Origin of the sequence: Pseudomonas sp. UBA5568 (assembly GCF_002425525.1) — a bacterium.
In the GTDB taxonomy this organism is placed as follows: domain Bacteria; phylum Pseudomonadota; class Gammaproteobacteria; order Pseudomonadales; family Pseudomonadaceae; genus Aquipseudomonas; species Aquipseudomonas fulva.
Genome location: NZ_DIMK01000032.1, coordinates 61977 through 83091 on the forward strand (window position 1 = coordinate 61977; position 21115 = coordinate 83091).

Consider the following 21115-nt stretch of genomic DNA (forward strand, 5'->3'; position numbering starts at 1 on the left):
GCGTAAAGGTGAGTGTCGAATTATGTGGAGCCCGCCGTGCGCCAGCGTTACCTAGCCTTGTTTATCGTGTTTGCCAGCTTGCCGGCCGGTGCGTTGACGTTTCAAACGCGCATGGAAAGCATTGCCTGGACGGTGGAGGGTGACGCGTTCGAATGCCGGCTGACCCAGCCGATAGACGGTTTCGGAAGCGGCGAATTCGTGCGTCGTGCCGGTGAGCAACCGGTGTTTCGTCTGCGCTCACAGACCAATGCGCTCGGCGCCGGCGGTGCCACCTTGCTGGCGGCAGCAGCACCCTGGCAACCTGGGCGCGGGGACATCAACCTGGGCAATGTGCGCATGGCGCGCACCGGCGTGCTGTTCAACTCATCCCAAGGCCAGGCCAGTCGGTTGATCAACGGCCTGCTCGATGGCCGCAGCGCCGTGGTGCGCAATTACACCGGGGAGGGGGGCAGGGCAATGGAAGTGCGCGTACTGCCGGTCAGTTTCGCCAAGGCCTACAGCGACTACCAGGCCTGCGCCAGCAAGCTGCTGCCCATGAACTACGACCAGGTACGCCAGACCCAGGTGGGCTTCCCGGGTGGCGGCATCGTGCTGGATCAGGCTGCCAAGGCCCGACTGGATGTGCTGCTCGAGTACATGAAGGCCGACCCCAGCGTCAATCAGGTGGCCTTGGACGGGCATTCCGACAACAGCGGCAACCGGTTGACCAACCGCGACGTGTCCCGCCGGCGAGCCCTGGCGGTCGCCGATTACCTCATGGCCCACGGCGTGCCTGAAAGTCAGATAACCGTGCGTTTCCACGGCGAGCGTTACCCGCTGGCCAAGAACAACAACGCCGGCAATCGGGCCCGTAACCGGCGGGTCAACATCGAGCTAGAGCGAGGCCCTGTCCAGGCGCAGCCCACACAAAAGGTCGCCGAGGCGCCCGCTGCTCCCGCTGCTCCCGCGCAGGCTGCGGGTACCACGACGCCGGCCCAAGGCAAACCCGCCATGGCCAAGTAGCGGCCGTCGCGCCATCGACAATTCTTGTCGCTTTGTCGTCAGAAGCTGTCGCGCCTCTATAAATTGAGCCTCAACGCCGTTAGAATCGGGCCTTTTCCGTACAACCCCGTGGAGTGATGGCATGGCGGACGTAAAAAAGGTCGTACTGGCGTATTCCGGCGGCCTTGATACTTCGGTGATTCTCAAGTGGCTGCAAGATACCTACAACTGCGAAGTGGTGACGTTCACCGCCGACCTGGGGCAGGGCGAAGAGGTCGAGCCGGCGCGCGCCAAGGCTCAGGCAATGGGCGTCAAAGAGATCTACATCGACGACCTGCGCGAAGAATTCGTGCGTGATTTCGTGTTCCCGATGTTCCGCGCCAACACCGTATATGAAGGCGAGTACCTGCTGGGTACTTCCATCGCCCGTCCGCTGATCGCCAAGCGTCTGATCGAAATCGCCAACGAAACCGGTGCCGACGCCATCTCCCACGGCGCTACCGGCAAAGGCAACGACCAGGTTCGGTTCGAACTGGGCGCTTATGCCCTCAAGCCTGGCGTCAAGGTCATCGCGCCATGGCGTGAATGGGACCTGCTCTCGCGCGAGAAGCTGATGGACTACGCCGAGAAGCACGGTATCCCGATCGAGCGTCATGGCAAGAAGAAGTCCCCTTACTCGATGGACGCCAACCTGCTGCACATCTCCTATGAAGGCGGTGTGCTGGAAGATACCTGGACCGAGCACGAAGAAGACATGTGGCGCTGGAGCGTTTCGCCCGAAAACGCCCCGGACCAGGCAACCTACCTGGAACTGACCTACCGCAACGGCGACATCGTCGCGATCGACGGTGTAGAGAAGAGCCCGGCCACTGTCCTGGCCGATTTGAACCGCATCGGCGGCGCCAACGGCATCGGTCGACTGGACATCGTCGAAAACCGCTACGTGGGCATGAAATCGCGTGGCTGCTACGAAACCCCTGGCGGCACCATCATGCTCAGGGCGCACCGCGCCATCGAGTCGATCACCCTGGACCGCGAAGTCGCTCACCTCAAAGACGAGCTGATGCCCAAGTACGCCAGCCTGATCTACACCGGTTACTGGTGGAGCCCGGAGCGCGTCATGCTCCAGCAGATGATCGACGCCTCCCAGGTCAATGTGAACGGTGTCGTGCGTCTGAAGCTCTACAAGGGCAACGTTACCGTAGTCGGCCGCAAGTCCGACGACTCGCTGTTCGATGCCAACATCGCCACCTTCGAAGAAGACGGCGGTGCCTACAACCAGGAAGACGCGGCGGGCTTCATCAAGCTCAATGCGCTGCGTATGCGCATCGCTGCGAACAAGGGCCGTTCGTTGCTCTGATGCAGCAAGCCGTTCTGCAAGAACCCGGCCTAGTGCCGGGTTTTTTGTCTTTACTCCAGCGGGCTGACTGAAAGCCGGACACACTGGCCCCTCGGCACATTGCAGAACTGCCAGGTGCGAGCCGGCTCAGGCGCTTGTGCGAGCGCTTGCAACAACTCCTTTTCCATCAACTGACTTGCCTCTGGCCCGCTGAACATGAAGGTCATCGGCTCCCCATGCGCGATTGCGCTTGGCGTGGTCGTGGAGGTGATCTTGCGGGCACTCTGCGCACTGTCCACAGCTTCAGTGCGCGATCCAGCAGGCGTATAGAAGGACTTGTAATTGAAGTTCAGCGTCAGGAAGAACAAAGCGGTCAGAAAGAAGGGAAAACCAACCAGGAACCACGTGTAAAGCGTCTGGCTGGCTTCGCTGAGAAAAGGCAAGGTAGCCAGGGCGGAGGCTTCGATTATCCCAGCAAAGATGGCGACAATTGTCAGCGGAGCAACGGGTTGTGCTTGATTCATGGGCCTTCTCCTGCGCTTTCGTTACATCTATAGCCTAGGATCTTGCTCAGCTAAACCCTGCACTGTTTCCATGCCGCGGCTGCGCCTGGCTAGCGTTCGAAGCTTAATGAAAACCGTTGTCCGCGGTTGATGTGAAAGTTTCGGGAGTTGTCCTCCCGGGGAGTGTTATCCGCTTTTTTATAATTAGCTTGTAACAACTCTTCATATTGTGTGTAGGAAACTTCCGTAAGTTTAGTAATCCGTGTCTGTACGTCCGTTTCTAGGCGAAAACGCCGCGCCATGAGTTCTTCTCTCGGTTATCGTAGCCTGCCAATGCAATAGCAATGAATGGATATCGCATGAACAAAGTGCTTATCGTGGATGATCACCCTGTGATACGTCTGGCCGTACGCATGCTGATGGAGCGGCATGGGTACGATGTCGTCGCTGAAACGGACAACGGAGTGGCCGCGCTGCAACTGACTCGGCAACATCTTCCCGATATCGTCGTGCTGGACATCGGCATACCCAAGCTCGACGGCCTCGAAGTCATCGGCCGCATGGCCAGTTCCAGCCCATGCAGCAAAGTGCTCGTACTGACCTCCCAGGCACCCGGCAACTTCTCGATGCGGTGCATGCAGGCAGGGGCGGCAGGGTACGTGTGCAAGCAACAGGAACTGACCGAACTGCTCAGCGCGATCAAAGCCGTGCTATCGGGCTATAGCTACTTTCCCAACCAGGCGCTGCACGCCTCGCGAGGGCGCAGCGGCGGCAGTGAAGCGGAAATGGTCAATCGCCTTTCGGCAAGGGAGATGACGGTGCTTCAGCAATTGGCGCGGGGCCGTTCGAACAAGGAAATCGCCGACAGCATGTACTTGAGCAACAAGACGGTCAGTACCTACAAGTCTCGGCTGCTGCTCAAGCTAAACGCTCGGTCATTGGTGGACCTGATCGAGCTGGCGCAGCGACAGGGGTTGAACTGATGGTATGCAGAGCCTCCTCCAGGGGAGCTCTGCGCCGAATTCGAGGCCCTGAACGGCGCAGTCAGGGGAGGGAACGCGGCCATCGAAGGCCCGCCAGCGACCACCTCCCTAGAGGTCGTAATCGAAATCGGCCAGTTGCTTCTGCAATCGACGTTCTTCCAGCAGATTGTCGATGGTGCGACGCTTGCTCAAATTGGTTTTCGCCGGTTCCACGTGCGGCTCGACCTCTTCTTCAGCTGTCACAAAATCATCTTCAATCGCGAGGTCGTCTTTATCAGTGCTCATGAGTCGCTCCACGGCAAGGGCCAATGGCCGACCTTATAACCATAAAGTGAGCGCTGGTAAAAAAGATTTTTTCAATCGAAGCGCAGTGTTTTTACTATTGCTTCAATCATCAGTGGTCTTGTGCTTGTATTCGCACAGGTCCTCGATTCGGCAACTGCCGCATCTAGGCTTACGGGCCTGACAGACATAGCGGCCATGCAAGATCAGCCAATGGTGTGCGTCGAGCAAGTAATCCTTGGGGACGAACTTGAGCAGTTTTTTTTCCACCTCCAGCACCGTCTTGCCCGGGGCGATGCCTGTGCGATTGCTGACGCGGAAGATATGGGTATCCACAGCCATCGCCGGTTGGCCAAACGCCGTATTGAGCACTACGTTGGCTGTCTTGCGGCCCACGCCCGGCAAGGCTTCGAGGGCCTCGCGCGTGTCCGGCACCTGGCCGCCGTGCCGCTCAATGAGCAGACGACAGGCCGCGATGACGTTCTTGGCCTTGCTGTTGTAGAGCCCAATGGTCTTGATGTACTGGCTCAGTCCGTCGACACCCAGCGCGTAGATAGCCTCAGGGGTATTGGCGACTGGAAAAAGCCGCGCTGTCGCCTTGTTCACACCGACATCGGTGGACTGCGCGGAGAGGGTCACGGCTACCAGCAGCTCGAAGGGTGTGGTGTAAGCCAGCTCGGTTTTGGGCGTCGGGTTATCTTCGTGCAGTCGACGGAAGATTTCTCGACGTTTGACGGCATTCATGAATTGGCAGCGTTCCTGGAGAACGTGAGCAGTCACTTGGACGCGCCTGCTCTAGGCAAAGCGCAGCAGCCCGTGGCTGCGCGCCATTGTCGCAAGGCGGAGCCCAATGCAGGCTCCGCTTGTGGGTCACTTGATGCGCTGACCGGGCTTGGCGCCGCTGTCGGGGCTGAGCAAGTAGATCTCTTCACCGCCAGGGCCAGCGGCCATCACCATCCCTTCAGAGACGCCAAAACGCATTTTGCGTGGCTTGAGGTTGGCGACCATCATGGTCAGCCGGCCTTCGAGCTGGGCAGGATCAGGGTAGGCAGACTTGATGCCGGAGAAAACGTTACGGCGTTCATCACCGATGTCCAGGGTCAATTGCAGCAGCTTGTCGGCACCCGGTACGGCTTCGGCCTTGACGATCAATGCCACGCGCAGGTCGACAGCGGCAAAGGTATCGAAGTCGACTTCCGTCGACAGCGGGTCCTTGTGCAGCTCGCCATTACCCACAGGTGCCTTGGGCTCCTCGGCGGCCAGCAGGTCTTCCTTGCTGGCCGCGATCATGTCTTGCACCTTGGCAGGCTCGATGCGGCTGAGCAGGGCCTTGAACGGGTTGAGCGTGTGATTTTCCAGGCGAGAGCGGTGATCGTCCCAGGTCAACGGTGCGACATTCAGGAAGGCCTCGGCATCGGCCGCCAGCACGGGCAGCACAGGCTTGAGGAAAATCACCAGTTGGCGGAACAGGTTGATGCCCTGAGCGCAAATGGCTTGCACTTCATCCTGCTTGCCCTCCTGCTTGGCCAGCGACCAGGGCGCCTTGTCGGCGATCCAGGCATTGGCACGGTCGGCCAGTGCCATGATCTCGCGCATGGCGCGTGCGAAGTCGCGGCCCTCGTAGGCCTCGGCGATGGACGGCGCAGCTGCCTGGAAGGCTTCTGTCAGCTCTGGCGCCGCATCACCGGCCACCATCACGCCGCCATTGCCTTTGTGGATGAACCCGGCACACCGGCTGGCGATGTTGACCACCTTGCCCACCAGGTCGGAGTTGACCTTCTGCACGAAGTCTTCGAGATTCAGGTCCAGGTCATCGACCCCGCGACCAAGCTTGGCTGCGTAGTAGTAGCGCAGGTATTCGGGTTGCAGATGGTCGAGGTAGGTACGGGCCTTGATGAACGTGCCCCGCGACTTGGACATCTTCGCACCGTTGACGGTGAGGTAGCCGTGCACGTTGACCGCGGTCGGCTTGCGCAAGCCCGCACCTTCGAGCATGGCGGGCCAGAACAGGGCGTGGAAGTTGACGATGTCCTTGCCGATGAAGTGGTAAAGCTCGGCGGTGGAGCCTTGGTTCCAGAAGGCGTCGAAGTCCAGGTCCGGGCGGCGCGCGCACAGGTTCTTGAAGCTCGCCATGTAACCGATTGGCGCGTCCAGCCAGACGTAGAAGTACTTGCCAGGCTCGCCAGGGATCTCGAAACCGAAGTAGGGCGCATCGCGGGAGATATCCCACTCCTGCAGGCCGGCATCCAGCCATTCGGCGAGCTTGTTGGCCACGGCGTCCTGCAACGTTCCGCTGCGCGTCCACTGCTGGAGCATGGCCTGGAAGTCGGGCAGTTTGAAGAAGAAGTGCTGGGAGTCGCGCAGCACCGGTGTAGCACCTGAAATGGCAGACTTGGGGTCTTTCAATTCGGTCGGTGCATAGGTCGCGCCGCATTTTTCGCAGTTATCGCCATACTGGTCTTCGGCCGCGCACTTCGGGCAGGTGCCTTTGATGAAGCGGTCTGCCAGGAACATGCCCTTTTCAGGGTCGAAGTATTGGGTCACCGAGCGGGTAGAGATGTGCCCCGCCTCGCGCAGTCGGGTATAGATCATGCCCGACAGCTCACGGTTTTCTTCGCTGTGGGTGGAGTGGAAATTATCGAAGTCCACCAGGAAGTCAGCAAAGTCGGCGCTGTGCTCAGCTTGTACGTTGGCGATCAGTTGCTCTGGCGTGATGCCTTCCTTCTCGGCCCGCAGCATGATGGCCGAGCCGTGTGCATCATCGGCGCAGACATAGATGCACTGATTGCCGCGCAGCTTTTGAAAGCGGACCCACATGTCTGTCTGGATGTACTCGAGCATATGGCCAAGATGGATCGATCCATTGGCATAGGGCAAGGCGCTGGTGACGAGAATCTGACGTGGCTCGGACATGGTGGCTCGGCTACTTATCTGGCGACGGGTGAAAATGAGGATGATCGGCCACTATAAAGGGCTGACGAATATATTTCACCCCGCGTACGCATCTGCTGACGATTGACGGGTTAGGATAGGCGCTTGTTTTACATTCAGTTTGCCAACGGGAGTGTCCATGAGTGCCCTCAATCGCGCCGCCATCGAAGCCGTGCTTCGCCAGTACACCGACCCCTATCTCGAGCAGGATCCGGTCACTGCCGGTTGCGTGAGTGCCATCGAAATCCAGGATGGGCGTGTCAGCGTACAGATGCAGCTCGGCTACGCCGCAGGCCTGTTCAAGCAAGGCTGGGCGCAGGTGCTGGAAACTGCGATCGGTAACCTTGAGGGGGTGACCCACGCCCAGGTGAACATCGAGTGCGTGATCGCGGCCCACAAGGGCCAGGCTCAGGTGCCCGGTATGGCCAACGTCAAGAACGTCATCGCCGTGGCATCGGGCAAGGGCGGTGTAGGCAAATCCACCACTGCCGCCAATCTGGCGCTGGCACTGGCCCGCGAGGGTGCGCGCGTTGGCATTCTCGATGCGGATATCTATGGCCCCAGCCAAGGTGTGATGTTCGGCATCCCCGAAGGTACTCGGCCGCAGATTCGTGATCAGAAATGGTTCGTGCCTATCCAGGCCCATGGGGTCGAAGTGATGTCGATGGCATTCCTGACCGATGACAATACCCCCATGGTCTGGCGCGGCCCCATGGTTTCGGGTGCGCTGCTGCAGTTGGTAACCCAGACGGCGTGGAATGATCTCGATTACCTGGTCATCGACATGCCGCCTGGCACTGGCGACATCCAGCTGACGCTGGCGCAGAAAGTGCCGGTTGCAGGTTCGGTCATCGTGACCACGCCGCAGGACCTGGCGCTGCTCGATGCCAGAAAAGGCGTGGAAATGTTCCGCAAGGTCAACATACCGGTGTTGGGCGTGGTCGAGAACATGGCCGTACACATCTGCTCCAATTGCGGCCATGCTGAGCACCTGTTCGGCGAAGGTGGCGGTGAGAAACTCGCCAGCCAGTACGGCGTCGATCTGCTGGCTTCGTTGCCGCTTTCGATGTTGATTCGCGAGCAGGCCGACAACGGCAAGCCTACGGCTATCGCCGAGCCCGAGAGCCAGATCGCCATGGTGTACCAGGAGCTGGCACGCAAAGTAGGGGCGCGTATCGTACTGCGTGAAGCGGCAGCGCCAGCGATGCCGAGCATCACTATCAGCGAAGACTGATCAAGATCGGAGGGCGGCTCGGTGAGTCGCTCGTGCTGACGGACCGTGGTTGTTGGAGGCCGATCCATGTTTAACGGGAGCCTTGACCACGGCCAGCATGCTCTGGCGCCTTCTGGCGAAATGACAGGCATAAAAAAACCCGCCGAAGCGGGTTTTTTTGAAAGCTAGAAAGCTCGATCGACTTAGGCGATCTGAACTTCTTCAGCCTGCATACCTTTCTGGCCGCGGGTAGCGACGAAAGTAACAGCCTGGCCTTCTTTCAGGGTTTTGAAGCCGTCAGCTTGGATGGCTTTGAAGTGCACGAACAGGTCGTCGCCCGACTGAGGGGTGATGAAGCCGTAGCCTTTCTCATCGTTGAACCACTTGACGGTACCGCTTTGACGATTGGACATTTTTCTGTCTCCTTGGACAATTTGATTTCGGTCAGGAAAAACCCCGCCCGGGACTGAGCGCAAAGAGAGCAGAAAATTCAGCGATGGGCCGATCAGGATCGTGCATCAAACTAGAGATTCTCGGTGTCACGTGCAGCACAGTGGCAACACCTTACCCCACTTTGCCCAAGCTGCCAATGGCCAGACGCCTCTTTACCCGAAAAGAGATCGACGGCAGCTGCAAGCCACGCCTTGCGGGCACTGTAGCGGCAGCGGGCGGCAAACGCCGGATGGAACTTTGAAGAGCGCGCCGGGACCGGTAAGATGCGCGTCTATCTTTACCTTGCAGACTCTTCAGGACATCCCGCCATGAGCATCAAATCGGACAAGTGGATTCGCCGCATGGCGCAGGAACACGGCATGATCGAGCCGTTCGTCGAGCGCCAGGTGCGTGGCGAACAGGATAACCGGGTCATCTCTTTCGGCGTTTCGAGCTACGGCTACGACGTGCGCTGCGCCGACGAATTCAAGGTCTTCACCAATATCAACTCGGCCACCGTCGACCCGAAGAACTTCGATGCCGGCAGCTTCGTCGACATCAAGAGCGACGTGTGCATCATCCCGCCCAACTCCTTTGCACTGGCACGCACCGTGGAGTACTTCCGCATCCCGCGCGACGTGCTGACCATCTGCCTGGGCAAGAGCACCTATGCGCGTTGCGGCATCATCGTCAACGTGACCCCGCTGGAGCCTGAATGGGAAGGCCACGTGACGCTGGAGTTCTCCAACACCACCACGTTGCCGGCCAAGATCTACGCCAACGAAGGGGTGGCGCAGATGCTGTTCCTGCAGTCGGACGAGCCATGTGAAGTGTCCTACCGGGACCGCGGCGGCAAGTATCAGGGCCAGCGTGGCGTCACCCTGCCACGTACCTGACCGACAGGCGTTGGGAATTTCACTGCCTTTTGACACTCCAACCTGTAACCCTGCCGATTTGCATAAAGCGGGTCGGCTGTTGTCAGGAGATGCCAATGAAACTCCACCCAACGATCAGTGCGAAGTTGGCTGGCTTGCAGCCCAATCACATCGGGCTGCTGTCCTGGTCACTGCTGGCTGACCCATTGCCGATGAATGCTGGCGGTGTGCCAGGGCAGCCCGATCCGGACACGCCGCAGCCCGGCCAGCCGGGTGATACGCCCATGGAACCCGGTGAGCCTACCCTTCCCGATGAGCCGCCTCCGGCGCCCGTGGCCTGACGCATCTCATAGCGGCCATACCCGGCCGGCGCCCGCCAGATAGACCTGGCTGGTGCTGGCGGGCTCGATTTCCCAACCGCCCGTGAACTCCCCGAAAGCTGGCAACAGGCTGACGTGTTCGTCGATCAAAAAGCACGGCAGGCGAAGCCGTTGGCGGGCCCTGCCGCGCAATACGAATACCGGGTGGACGTGCCCTGAAAGCACCGTGAGCGTCGGATGCACCTTGGGTTCGTGTTGCAGGGCAAATGGCTCCACCACATAAGGTTCATCCACCACGTCGATCCCCAGCTCCACGGGTGGATCCCCTGCGTTGCGGTCATGGTTGCCGCGTATCAGCACGATGCTCAACCCGGGGTGACGTGCTCGCCAGGCTTGCACCCGGGCCAGCGTAGCCGGCGCCCGCGCAGTACGGGCATGCAGGAAATCACCCAGCACGATCAGTCGCTCGCACTCATGTTCGGCAAGCAGTGTGTCGAGCCGGGCCAAGGTGGCTTCGGTAGTGCCTCTGGGAACGGGTTGGTGCAAGGCCCTGTAGCTCGCCGCCTTGCCGATGTGCACATCGGCCAGCAGCAAGGCCTTGCGGGCCGGCCAATACACGGCCTTGTCCGGAAGCAGCCAGAGTTTCTGCCCGGCCAGTTCGATGGCGCAATGTGTCGTCATGTGTGGATCGCCAGGCCGTCGATGGCAAGCGAGATAACCGCTGCCTCATGAATGCGTTTGGTCGTTATCGGGTTCAACCTGCAATGCTCTCCAATTCCGCCACCATCCGCGCAATGCGGTCGGCCAGTTTTTCCGTGCTGAGGGTTTCACGCAGTCCTTCGACCAGCAGCGCGAACGCCAGCGGCCCGGTGCGCTCCATCACACGCAAGTCCAGCCTGAGGTCGGTCAGCTTCAGTAGCTGGCCCCGAAGCCGATCGATTTCCAATTCTTCACTCAGTACCTCATCACGTGCCTGGCCCAGCAGCAGGTTGCCTGCATCGTGCTTGCGGAAGACCTCGTAGAACAGCCCGCTTGAGGCCTGGATCTGGCGCATGCTCTTTTGCGCCGCATGATAGCCACCGAATACGAGCCCTGCGATCTGGGCGATTTCCCGGAACCGCCTCAATGCCATTTCCCCGGCATTGAGGCTGGCAAGCACATCCTCCAATAGATCTTCGGTACTCAACGCCCGGGGCAGGTAGCTGGCCCAATCCACCGGTCCAGGGCTAAGCAGCTCGAAGCCATAGTCGTTGACGGCGATGGAAACCGACAGCGGTTGCTCGCGGCTGACACGCCAGGCAATCAGGTTGGCCAGCCCCATGTTGGCCATGCGCCCGGCAAAGGGGTACATGAACAGGTGCCAGCCCTGCCTGGACTTGAACGTCTCTGCAAGCAGGGTCCCTGTCGTCGGCAGCGCCGACCACTGGGCTTGTACCGTGAGCAATGGCCTTACTGCGCGCATTTCAGGGCTATCGAAGCGCCCGTGCGCGGCGGCGTCAAGTTGTTGCACCACAGCGTCGGCCAGTTCGCTGGAAAGTGGCATGCGCCCGCCGTTCCAGCGGGCCACCGCCGCCTTTCGCGCGTTGCTGCGGCGTACATAGGCGGTCATGTTTTCCACGCGAACCAGCTCCAGCACGCGGCCGGCGAACACGAAGGTGTCCCCGGGCCTCAAGCGTGAGATGAACGCCTCTTCCACGCTGCCTAGGTTCTTGCCGCCACCGCCTTTGCTCCAGTATTTCAGGTGCAGCGAAGCGTCACTGACAATGGTGCCGATGCCCATCCGATGGCGGCGCGCCAAGCGCTCACTGGCAACCCGGTACAAGCCGTCGGGGTGCATTTCAACACGTTGATAGTCGGGGTAGGCGCTGAGCGAGCTGCCGCCATGGCAAACGAAGTCCAGTGCCCATTGCCACTGGCTGTCGCGCAGGTCGGCAAAGGCCCAGGTGCTGCGCACTTCAGCGAGCAGTTGCTGCGGATCGAACCCGCTGCCCAGGGCCATGCTGACCAGGTGCTGAACCAGTACATCCATGCACAGGCGCGGCGACCGGCGGCCCTCCAGGTGGCCTGCCGCCAGGGCCTGACGCATGGCGGCGGCTTCCACCAGCTCCAGGCTGTGGGTGGGCACAAGGGTGATGCGCGAGCGCCGTCCAGGCGCATGCCCGGAACGCCCTGCGCGCTGCATCAAACGGGCGATCCCTTTTGCCGAACCGATCTGCAGGACGCGCTCGACCGGCAGAAAGTCCACGCCCAGGTCCAAGCTCGATGTACAGACGACGGCTTTGAGCGTGCCTTCCTTGAGGCTGCGCTCGACCCAGTCGCGGGTGTCACGTGCCAGGCTGGCGTGATGCAACGCAATCAGGCCCGCCCAGTCGGGGCGCTCGTCGAGCAGGGCCTGGTACCAGAGTTCGGCCTGCGCCCGGGTGTTGGTGAAGACCAGGCAACTGCTGCTGGCGTCGATTTCCCGGCTCACCTGCTTCAACATTTTCAGGCCGATATGCCCTGCCCATGGGAAGCGCTCGATGTGCTCGGGCACAAGGGTATCGACCTGCAGCACCTTGTCCTGGCGCCCGCGCACCAGCTGACCACCTTGGGGCAGCAACACGTCCAGGGCATGCTGCAGGTTGCCGAGGGTGGCCGACAACCCCCAGGTCGGCAGGCCAGGGTGCCAACGGCGCAGGCGGGCCAACGCCAGTTGCAGCTGAACCCCCCGCTTGTTGCCGAGCAGCTCGTGCCACTCATCGACCACCACCATGCGCAGCGTCGCGAAGTCATTGCTGGCCTGGGCTCGGGTCAGCAGCAGCGTCAGGCTTTCAGGTGTGGTGACCAGCACGCTGGGCATGCGCCGGGCCTGGCGTGCGCGCTCGGCGCTGCCCGTGTCGCCGCTGCGCACGCCAACGCTCCAGGGCAGGCCCATCTCGTCGATAGGCGCCTGCAGCGCCCGAGCCGTATCGGCTGCCAGGGCGCGCATGGGGGTGATCCAGATGACCTGGAGTGGCGCCGCGTGACGCCCCTGGGCCTGGGCCTTGAATGCCCGCAGGGCCGCCAGCCAGACCGCATACGTCTTGCCAGCGCCGGTGTTGGCATAAAGCAGGCCTGACTCCCCCCGCTCGACGGCGGCCCACACCTTGCGCTGGAAAGCGAACGGCTTCCAGCCGCGTTGAGCGAACCAGGCATTGGCAAGATCGGTGGTGGTGGGCATCAGGCAGGCAGTCCCTCGAAGGCTGTGCTTCTAAAGACCACCGCTGCAAGGTATTGGTTTACTTGTCAGTTGGCCAGCAGATTGCCGCTGCGGCACACCTGCTCGCCGGCCACATGGGCGATCACCATGCCTGCCGTGGCCATGCGCCGCACGCTGCGCGCATACAGCAGTCCAGGCTGGCTGTTGCGCAGGGGCATGACGCGATCACTGAGCGGGTCGATGACCTCGGCAATCAGTTGACCTGCCTCCAGGTACTGCCCTGGCTTGGCGTGGTACACCAGCAACCCGCCCGCCGCAGCCGTGATCGGCTCCACAGCAGCCAGTGGCGTGGCTGGCCAGCGCAAGGGCGGCAGGGCAGGGGCATGGCCCTGGATAACGCCAGCATGGGTCAGGAAGTCGAGAATGGCCTGGCAGTCCTGACGCGCCAGGTCATGGCTCACATCAGCCTGACCGCGCAGTTCGAGGGTGACCGAACACGTGCCCGCCGGGATGGGGAAGCGTTTGCCAAAGCGCTGTTGCAGTTGCCACCACAGCAGGCTGAAGCACTCGTCAAATGACTGCCCGCCCGAATCAGTCGCCAATAGGCTGGCCTGGACACCCAGGTAACGGGCCAAGGGCTCGAACTGCGGCCAGGCGTCTGGAGTGGTGTAGAGGTGTTCGACGGCCTCGAAGTCGCAGTGCAGGTCCAGAACCAGGTCGGCATCGCACGCCAGGCGCTGCAGGATCAGGCGCTGCGCTTGCAGGGGGGTACGTGCCGGATGGGCATCCAGGCCGCGGCGCAGGTATTCGCGGATCAGTGCCTGGTTGTGGAGCGGGTCCTGGGTCAGGTGGGCCTCGACCTGATCACCGATGGTGTCTGACAGGTCGACGAAATTGCGGTTGAAGTTCTCGCCACTTTGCAACTCGAACCGGCCCAGCGGGGCGTCGAGCAGCACCTGCTCAAGGCCCACTGGGTTGGCGACCGGCACCAGGATAACCTCGCACTGCAGGCGGCCTTGCTGGTCCAGTTCCAGCAACTGGCGCTTGAGGTGCCAGGCCACCAGCATGCCGGGCAATTCGTCGGCATGCAGCGAGGCCTGGATGTACACCTTGCGACCACTGCGTGGCCCGAAGTGAAAACTGTGCAGTTGGCGGGTTACCCCAGGAACAGGGGAAAGAATGTCGTGGGTCGAGTGGTGCATGATGGTCCTGAATACGGGGCTGTACGGTCTGGGGCACGGGTTGAGCCTTCAGATGAAAGCACAGTTTCGCCGCCAGCGCCTCACGCCAGCCCCTCGCCGCCACCTGCGATCCCGATCAGGCCAGCAAGGCCTGCAAGGTCGCCAAGTCGTCAGCCTCCTCGACAGGCTTGTCCAGACGCCAGCGCAACATGCGCGGAAAGCGCACGGCAATGCCGCTCTTGTGGCGCTTGGACAGGGCGATGCCTTCAAAGCCCAGCTCGAACACCAGCGTAGGCGTGACGCTGCGCACTGGGCCGAAGGTTTCCTGGGTGGTCTTGCGCACGATGGCATCGACCTTGCGCATCTCCTCGTCGGTCAGGCCGGAATAGGCCTTGGCGAAGGGGATCAGCGTGCGGTCCGGGGTGCCGGCAGGGCTGTCCCAGACCGCGAAGGTGTAGTCGCTGTACAAGCTGGCGCGCCGTCCGTGACCCCGCTGGGCGTAGATCAGCACGGCATCGACGCTGAACGGGTCGATCTTCCACTTCCACCAGGTGCCCATGTCCTTGGTGCGGCCAACGCCATACAGGGCCTCGCGCTGCTTGAGCATCATGCCTTCCACGCCCAGGCTGCGTGACTGCTCCCGCTGCCGGGCAAGGTCCGCCCAATCGGGCCCTTCGAGCAGTGGGGAGAGCAATACAGGTGCCAGTGGGGAGGCCTCAAGCACGCGCTCGAGCTGCGCGCGCCGTTCATGCTGCGGGCGACTGCGCCAGTCCTCGCCTTGCCACTCCAGCAAGTCATAGGCCTGCAACACCACCGGGGCATCGCTCAGCAATTTCTTGCCCAAGGTCTTGCGACCCAGGCGCTGCTGCAGCAGGGCAAAGGGCTGCACGGACGCCTCTGCCTTGGCATCGCTCGCTTTCCAGACCAGGATCTCGCCATCGAGCACCACGCCATCGGGCAGGGTCTGGGCCAGGCTCTGCAACTCGGGAAAACGTTCGGTGACCAGCTCCTCGCCGCGCGACCAGACCCACAACTGCCCGTCGCGCTTGACCACCTGTGCCCGGATGCCATCCCACTTCCATTCGATTTGCCAAGCGCTGGGTGGCCCGAGCAGCGTATCGAACTGTTCGACCGGGGCTTGCAGTGGGTGCGCGAGAAAGAACGGATACGGCTGCCCACCACGCTGGCTATGCTCATCGGCAGATTCGGGCGCGATCAGTTGAAGGTAGCGCTCGGCGGTTGGCCCGTGGCTGATGTCGGTATACCCGACCAGCCGCTGGGCTATCCGCTTGGCATCCAGCTCCGCCAACTGGGCCAGGGCACGCGTGACCAGCAGCTTCGATACGCCGACGCGGAAACTGCCGGTGATCAGCTTCAGGCACAGCATCAGGCTGGGGCGATCCAGCCGTGCCCACAAAGGTGGCAGACGTTGCTGGAGCTCTTCCGGGGGCAGGCCGCGCAACGGCAGCAGGTAGCTTTCGACCCAGTGCGCCAGGCCTTCGCCATCGCCCTCCTGGGTGTCGGGCAGCAGCAGCGAAATGGTCTCGGCCAGGTCGCCTACCGCCTGGTAGCTTTCCTCGAACAGCCAGTCCGGCAGCCCTGCCATCGCGCCGGCCAGTTCGCGCAGTACCCGAGTGGGTACCAATTGACGCGGCCGCCCGCCAGCCAGGAAATACACCGCCCAGGCGGCGTCCTGGGCCGGTGCGCTGGCGAAGTATTCACGCAGGGCCTGGAGCTTGGCATTGCTGGAGGTGGTGCCATCGAGGCGCAGGTACAGTTCGGCGAAGGCTTTCATGCGCCCGTCTCCCCAGCTGTAGCGTCATCTTCCTCACCGTATTCGGTAACGAATGCGCGGGCGTCGAGCCCCTGTTCATTCAGGTAGCGCACCAGCACGCCCACCGATCCATGGGTGACCATGACCCGTTCGGCGCCGGTCTGGCCGATGGCCCACAGCAGCCCAGGCCAATCGGCGTGGTCCGAGAGCACGAAGCCCCGGTCCACACCGCGTCTGCGCCGGGTGCCGCGCAGCAGCATCCAGCCACTGGCGAACGCGTCGCTGTAATCGCCGAAGCGTCGCATCCAGCTGCTGCCGCCAGCGGACGGCGGGGCCATCACCAGGGCGGTGCGCAATAGCGGGTCGTTGCGTGCAATATCGCCGGCATAGCGGGTTTCAGGTAAATACACGCCCGCTTCGCGATACACCCTGTTCAGCGGCTCGACGGCGCCGTGCACCAGAATCGAGCCGATGCTGGGGTCCAGGCCATGCAGGATGCGCTGCGCCTTGCCGAAGGCGTAGCAGAACAGCACGCTGGCCTTGCCCTGTTCGCTGTTGGCCCGCCACCAGGCGTTGATCCCGGCGAACACATCCGCCTGGGTCGGCCAACGGTAGATGGGCAGGCCAAACGTCGATTCGGTGATGAAGGTATGGCAGCGTACGGGCTCGAACGGCGCGCAGGTGCCGTCGGGCTCGACCTTGTAGTCGCCCGACGCCACCCACACCTCGCCTTGATACTCCAGGCGCACCTGCGCCGACCCCAGCACATGCCCGGCAGGGTGCAGGCTCAAGGTCACGCCGTGGTGCAACAGGCGCTCGCCGTAGGGCAGGGTCTGCAAATTGATGTCCATGCCCAGGCGGCTGCGCAGGATGCCGGCGCCCGGGTCTGCGGTGAGGTAGTGGCGATTGCCGGAACGCGAGTGGTCACCGTGACCATGGGTGATCACGGCACGGTCTACCGGCCGCCAGGGATCGATGTAGAAATCGCCGGGCGGGCAGTACAGGCCTTCGGGTCGAGCGATGACGAGGTCCATGGCACACGCACTGGTAGGGAGTTACCAGTTAGGAGCCGCTGCGGCCAGGGGAAGTTCGACCGGTGGTTTCTTCACCCCTTGACCGCCGCAAGCGCTGCACGCCGCCGGCCGTTTCTACTTGCCCGGTACCAGGGTCAGGCGCTGGGTGCCATAGGCACGCGCGAAGTGCTGAGGCGCAAGGGGCATGACAGCGAAGCGGCCCTTGAACCAGGCCTCAAGGCCATCCCCGTAATGTGGGCTGGCCGGATTGCCGGACTGGCCGCTGCTGGTCAGCACCTGGAGGGGTTCAGCCTGGCTGAAGTCCACGATCAGCCGCGCCGATGCCGGCAGGCGGGTGACGAAGTCGCTTCCCCAGGCGTAGGGGGTGAAGGCAAGCGTGCTGAAGTCGCCGCCTGCAGGCTGCGCAGGGCGGCTGATGGCATCACCCAGCCCATGGTAGGCCGGTGCAGGCCATTGGTATTGGTGCAGTTTGCCCCATTGCCAGGCGCTGCGGTCGGTGCCCAGTTGGGCGATGCCCGTGTCCATTGCCGCGACCAGGCTGCGGGCCAGGATGGCGGGTTTGTCTTCCTTCTGTGGCGTACTGCGGTCGTCCCAGAACGGGCTGTCATCCCGGCCCAGCAGGTGATCGGCCTGTGCCGAGAACGACAAGCGTGCATTGCTGACCAATGCCTGCCAGGCCGCTCCCGCTTCCGGTCCCAAGTCATCGAGGAATGTCTGACGGGCGACAGCCTGGAGGAACAGGGCGTACAGCGCAGCATCTGCCGACACTGGGCTCAAGCGACCATCGAATGCCTTGAGCCTGGCCAGCGCCGTACGGGCCTTTTCGCGCTGATCGGCGGGCAAGGCATTGATGGCCTGCTGCAGCGGGCCTGCCATGCCTGGCGCTTCGAACATCTGCTTGAGCTTGCCGGCCAACAAGGTGACCTGGTCGTTCTGCAGCGCCATCAGGCTGCGGCTATCAAGGCGGCCACTGCCGGCGAGCTGGCCCAGGCGCTCGGCACGCTCCGGGTAGTACCAACTGCTCGACAGCTGCATGCCGTAGCCGCGCGGCAGGCTGCGCTGGTTGGCGTGGCCGATCCAGCCAGCGGTCGGGTCCTGATCGTATGGGTGCAGCATGGGGTCGGCATAGCCATCCCAGTCATAGCGCCCATCCCACCCCGGCGAAGGCAACAGGCCTTGGCCTTCTCGGCGATTGGGGTAGCGCCCGCTCACCTGCCAGCCAATGTGCGATGCTTCGGCGAAGACGAAGTTCAGCGCCGCAGCCGTGACATCACGGGTGCTGTCGAATGCGCGCTCCACGGTCTTGGCGCGGGTCAGGTCGAACAGTGCATCAAGGCTGCGATCGCCCTTGAACTGCGGCAGGTTCAGTGCAAGGCCCAGGCTGGCATTGCCCGACTGGCCAAGTAGCGTGCCATGGCGGGTGTCGTGCATCACTTCGCGCACTGGGCGCTCGCCGCGCACCAGGAAGGTCTCGGTGTGCGCCCTGGCTGCAACCCATTTGCCGTCCGCCAGGTAACTGACCTGATTGCCCTGGTGGCGCAGTTTTTCCAGGAACAGGTCCTGGTTGTCGGCCATCACCGCGCTGCTGGTCCAGGCCAGCTGGCCGTTGTAGCCAGCCAGCACGATCGGCAGGCCCGGCAGCGACAGGCCGGCCACTTGGTACTTGCTGGAGTGGATCTGCACCGGGCTCAGCGCCCAGGCTGCACGGCTGTCGCTGGCCAGCAGGCTCTTGCCGCTGCGGCTGCGTTGCGGGCCGATGGCCAGGTTGGCCGAACCGGGACTGCCCAGCAGATCAAGGTCGCCCAGTTTTTGACTGGCAGCTGCCAGGGCAGACAACCCCGGCAACTGACTGGCAAGGTCCAGGCCCTTGAGCTTGGCTGCTTCGCCTTCGGGAAGCGGTTCGTCGGCGGCACCGGGTAGCAGCCAGGCCAGCTTGTCGCTGCCGACTTTCTGCGCCAGGGTCAATGCACTGATCTCTTCTTGCAGGTTGACCGACTGACTGAAGGCATACAGCGAAAACATCAGCGCGCAGTCTTCGGGCTTCCAGTACTCGGGGCGGTAGCCGCTGTTGGCCAGGTCCGCTGGCAGCTTGTCGCGGTAGCGGAACAGGTAGGCGTTGACCCCGCGCGCATAGACGTCGAAGAAGCGCTTGAGCCGTGGCGATGCGTCGGCGTACAGCTGCGCCGCGCTTTGCTTGAGGTTGGCCGCCCGCATCAAGCGGTCGATATCCAGTGCATCACGGCCGGCCACTTCAGCCATGCGCCCTTGGGCGAGCAACCGCATGGCGACCATCTGCTCGATCCGGTCCCCGGCATGCACGTACCCCAAGGTGAAGAGCGCGTCATGGAACGAGCTGCTCTCGATCAGCGGAGCGCCCATGGCATTGCGCCTGACCGACACGTTCTGGGCCAGGCCCTTGATCGGCTGCACGCCGCTGGACGGCGGCAGGCTGTCCTGTTGGGCGGTGGTCTGGCAACCGGCCAGGCCAAGTGAACCGAGCAGCAGGGCAGCCGTTGCAGCGCGCGGGCGGAAAAAGAAAAGGGCGGGGGCGGCCATGGCAAGGCTCCTGCAAGGCGTAGCGGGTATGGAAAGGCGCTAAGGTAGTGAGCAGGCCGCCTGGGTGCAAGGCCTGCCCCGGCTTTATTTCGGCACACTGCCCCAGCGGTGGATGAGTGGCAGGACTCTGTCGGCAATTTGCCAATCCGTGGCCATGACGCTGGGGTACCCAAGCGCGCCTTGCAGCGGGTCAAACCTCGAAATGCTCAGCCATGGCGTCGGAAAAGTGCGTGCAGTTGATGCGGGTGTACTGCACATAGTTACGTGTGATCGCAAAGGATTCGCCAGGCATGAGCAGCACATCGTGCTGTTCGAGTTGGCGCACGAAAGGATGCAGGTCGGCGATATCGGGGTGATGGACCCACAGAAACATGCCGCCTTGGGGCGTGATATCGAAGCGCCAACCGCGGTCTGTCAGCGTGCGCTGGGTCTGAACCTGCTGTCGAATCAGGCGTTGCTGCAGATCGCTCATGTGCCTGGCGTAGGTGCCGTCGGTGAGGATGGTGTTGACGAAGCGCTCGCAGAACGCAGGCACCGCCACGCAGGTGAGCAGTTTCAGGCGCATGAGCGGTTCGACCAGTGCAGCCGGGCAAGCGATGTAGCCCACGCGTAGCGAGGCGGACAGGCATTTGGAGAAACTGCCGATATAGATGACCTGCTGCAGGTTGTCCAAGCCGGCGAAGGTCTGGCGTACACCCGGGCTGAAGTCGCCATAGACATCGTCTTCGACGATGTAGAAGCCGTGTTCGATCGCCAGTCTCAGCACGCCGAAGGCGTTGTGCGGGCTGACGTTGCTGCCGGTGGGGTTGTGGAATGTGCTGTTGCAGAAGAATGCCTTGACCTTGTGCTGGACCAGGTGCCGCTGCATGTCCTCAAGGTCCGGGCCGTCTTGCAGCCGACGGATGCCGATCACGTGCCCTCCGGCCAGCTGGATCAGCTTGATCAGGTTACCGTTGCAGGGCTCGTCGACGAACACGTGGTCGCCAGGGGCGATCAGCAGACGGGCCACCAGGTCCAGGGCCTGGGTGGCGCCCAATGTGCTGAGTAATTGCTGTGGACCTACATCGATCTGGGTCATGCGCCGCAGGTGCACGCACAGCTGCTTGCGCATGGGCAGGTAACCCTGGATGTCGCCGTAATCGGCCAGCGAGCTTTGTTCCAGGCGCGCCGTGCGACGCACAGCCTTGGCCAGCAGCTCGGTGTCGCGCCAGGCAGGGGGCAGCCAACCGCAGCCGAGCTTGGTGTAGTGCTGGCCGCCTTGCAGCAGTTTGAACAGCGCGTCCCCGGCCATATGCCCAGGTGCCTCGTCTCTGGCTGGCGGCCGAGCGGTGCCGGCCACGAAATAGCCACGCCCTGGCACGGCCGTCAACAGCCCTTCGCTGACCAGGCGCCCATAGCTGGACACGACCTCGTGGTAGGTCGCACCCGTGCTGGCCGTGAGCTTGCGAATCGACGGCATGCGTTGCCCTGGCAGCCATTCGCTGGCAGCCAGACGCTGCCGGAGTTGATGAAGCAGAGTGTCAGCACGCATCG

18 protein-coding genes are annotated in these 21115 nt (G+C 62.5%); 6 read left to right on the plus strand and 12 right to left on the minus strand.

All coding sequences use genetic code 11. The features are described 5' to 3' along the window. Positions 1–36 precede the first annotated feature (36 nt). The gene (locus tag B2S33_RS10570; RefSeq protein WP_049696462.1) at positions 37–1002 is read left to right on the plus strand and encodes a flagellar protein MotY; all 966 of its coding nucleotides are present in this window, start codon (positions 37–39) and stop codon (positions 1000–1002) included. A gap of 121 nt (positions 1003–1123) precedes the next feature. Then, complete coding sequence (locus tag B2S33_RS10575; protein ID WP_023535267.1) at positions 1124–2341, plus strand: argininosuccinate synthase; 1218 nt, start codon at positions 1124–1126, stop codon at positions 2339–2341. Positions 2342–2391: 50 nt separating this feature from the next. Here B2S33_RS10575 and B2S33_RS10580 read toward each other — a convergent pair whose 3' ends face one another. Next, positions 2392–2844, minus strand: a complete 453-nt coding sequence (locus B2S33_RS10580) for a hypothetical protein (RefSeq protein WP_027915345.1) — start codon at positions 2842–2844, stop codon at positions 2392–2394. Between the two features lie 338 nt (positions 2845–3182). On the opposite strand from B2S33_RS10580, the gene B2S33_RS10585 reads away from it, so the two are divergent. Beyond that, a complete protein-coding gene (locus tag B2S33_RS10585) occupies positions 3183–3806 on the plus strand; it encodes a response regulator transcription factor (protein ID WP_023535252.1) in 624 nt (207 codons plus the stop codon). A 108-nt stretch (positions 3807–3914) separates the two neighbouring features. On the opposite strand, the gene B2S33_RS10590 is transcribed toward B2S33_RS10585, so the two are convergent. From B2S33_RS10590 to metG, 3 genes are all read right to left on the minus strand, one after another. Continuing rightward, complete coding sequence (locus B2S33_RS10590; protein WP_027915344.1) at positions 3915–4091, minus strand: PA3496 family putative envelope integrity protein; 177 nt, start codon at positions 4089–4091, stop codon at positions 3915–3917. 102 nt (positions 4092–4193) lie between these two features. Continuing rightward, complete coding sequence (nth, locus tag B2S33_RS10595) at positions 4194–4832, minus strand: endonuclease III (RefSeq protein WP_028687592.1); 639 nt, start codon at positions 4830–4832, stop codon at positions 4194–4196. A gap of 126 nt (positions 4833–4958) precedes the next feature. After that, positions 4959–7001, minus strand: coding sequence for a methionine--tRNA ligase (gene metG / locus B2S33_RS10600; protein WP_206405952.1), 2043 nt, complete (start codon positions 6999–7001; stop codon positions 4959–4961). A gap of 157 nt (positions 7002–7158) precedes the next feature. Here metG and apbC point away from each other — a divergent pair, with 157 nt between their 5' ends. Beyond that, the gene (apbC, locus tag B2S33_RS10605; protein ID WP_197874440.1) at positions 7159–8253 is read left to right on the plus strand and encodes an iron-sulfur cluster carrier protein ApbC; all 1095 of its coding nucleotides are present in this window, start codon (positions 7159–7161) and stop codon (positions 8251–8253) included. A gap of 182 nt (positions 8254–8435) precedes the next feature. Here the strand turns inward: apbC and B2S33_RS10610 are convergent, their stop codons facing one another. Continuing rightward, entirely contained in the window at positions 8436–8645 is a 210-nt protein-coding gene (locus tag B2S33_RS10610) for a cold-shock protein (RefSeq protein ID WP_016488765.1), read from the minus strand. Positions 8646–8993: 348 nt separating this feature from the next. On the opposite strand from B2S33_RS10610, the gene dcd reads away from it, so the two are divergent. Both dcd and B2S33_RS10620 read left to right on the plus strand, forming a co-directional pair. Beyond that, positions 8994–9560, plus strand: coding sequence for a dCTP deaminase (gene dcd / locus B2S33_RS10615; protein WP_023535255.1), 567 nt, complete (start codon positions 8994–8996; stop codon positions 9558–9560). Between the two features lie 95 nt (positions 9561–9655). Next, positions 9656–9880, plus strand: coding sequence for a hypothetical protein (locus B2S33_RS10620; RefSeq protein ID WP_027915340.1), 225 nt, complete (start codon positions 9656–9658; stop codon positions 9878–9880). A 6-nt stretch (positions 9881–9886) separates the two neighbouring features. On the opposite strand, the gene pdeM is transcribed toward B2S33_RS10620, so the two are convergent. The 7 genes from pdeM to B2S33_RS10655 form a co-directional block, all read right to left on the minus strand. Next, positions 9887–10540, minus strand: coding sequence for a ligase-associated DNA damage response endonuclease PdeM (gene pdeM, locus B2S33_RS10625; RefSeq protein WP_145280886.1), 654 nt, complete (start codon positions 10538–10540; stop codon positions 9887–9889). Positions 10541–10613: 73 nt separating this feature from the next. After that, positions 10614–13058 (minus strand): ligase-associated DNA damage response DEXH box helicase, encoded by a 2445-nt coding sequence (locus B2S33_RS10630; protein WP_288650238.1) that lies wholly within the window; start codon positions 13056–13058, stop codon positions 10614–10616. 65 nt (positions 13059–13123) lie between these two features. After that, positions 13124–14239: a succinylglutamate desuccinylase/aspartoacylase family protein gene (locus B2S33_RS10635; protein WP_049696459.1), complete on the minus strand. Its 1116-nt coding sequence runs from the start codon at positions 14237–14239 to the stop codon at positions 13124–13126. Positions 14240–14354: 115 nt separating this feature from the next. Beyond that, positions 14355–16013, minus strand: a complete 1659-nt coding sequence (locus tag B2S33_RS10640; protein WP_288650240.1) for an ATP-dependent DNA ligase — start codon at positions 16011–16013, stop codon at positions 14355–14357. Beyond that, positions 16010–17026, minus strand: a complete 1017-nt coding sequence (locus tag B2S33_RS10645) for a ligase-associated DNA damage response exonuclease (protein WP_023535285.1) — start codon at positions 17024–17026, stop codon at positions 16010–16012. Before B2S33_RS10645 ends, B2S33_RS10640 begins: the two co-directional genes overlap by 4 nt. Positions 17027–17140: 114 nt before the next feature. Next, entirely contained in the window at positions 17141–19582 is a 2442-nt protein-coding gene (locus tag B2S33_RS10650; RefSeq protein ID WP_128610778.1) for a penicillin acylase family protein, read from the minus strand. A 190-nt stretch (positions 19583–19772) separates the two neighbouring features. After that, complete coding sequence (locus B2S33_RS10655; RefSeq protein ID WP_028687596.1) at positions 19773–21113, minus strand: PLP-dependent aminotransferase family protein; 1341 nt, start codon at positions 21111–21113, stop codon at positions 19773–19775. Positions 21114–21115: the final 2 nt, after the last annotated feature.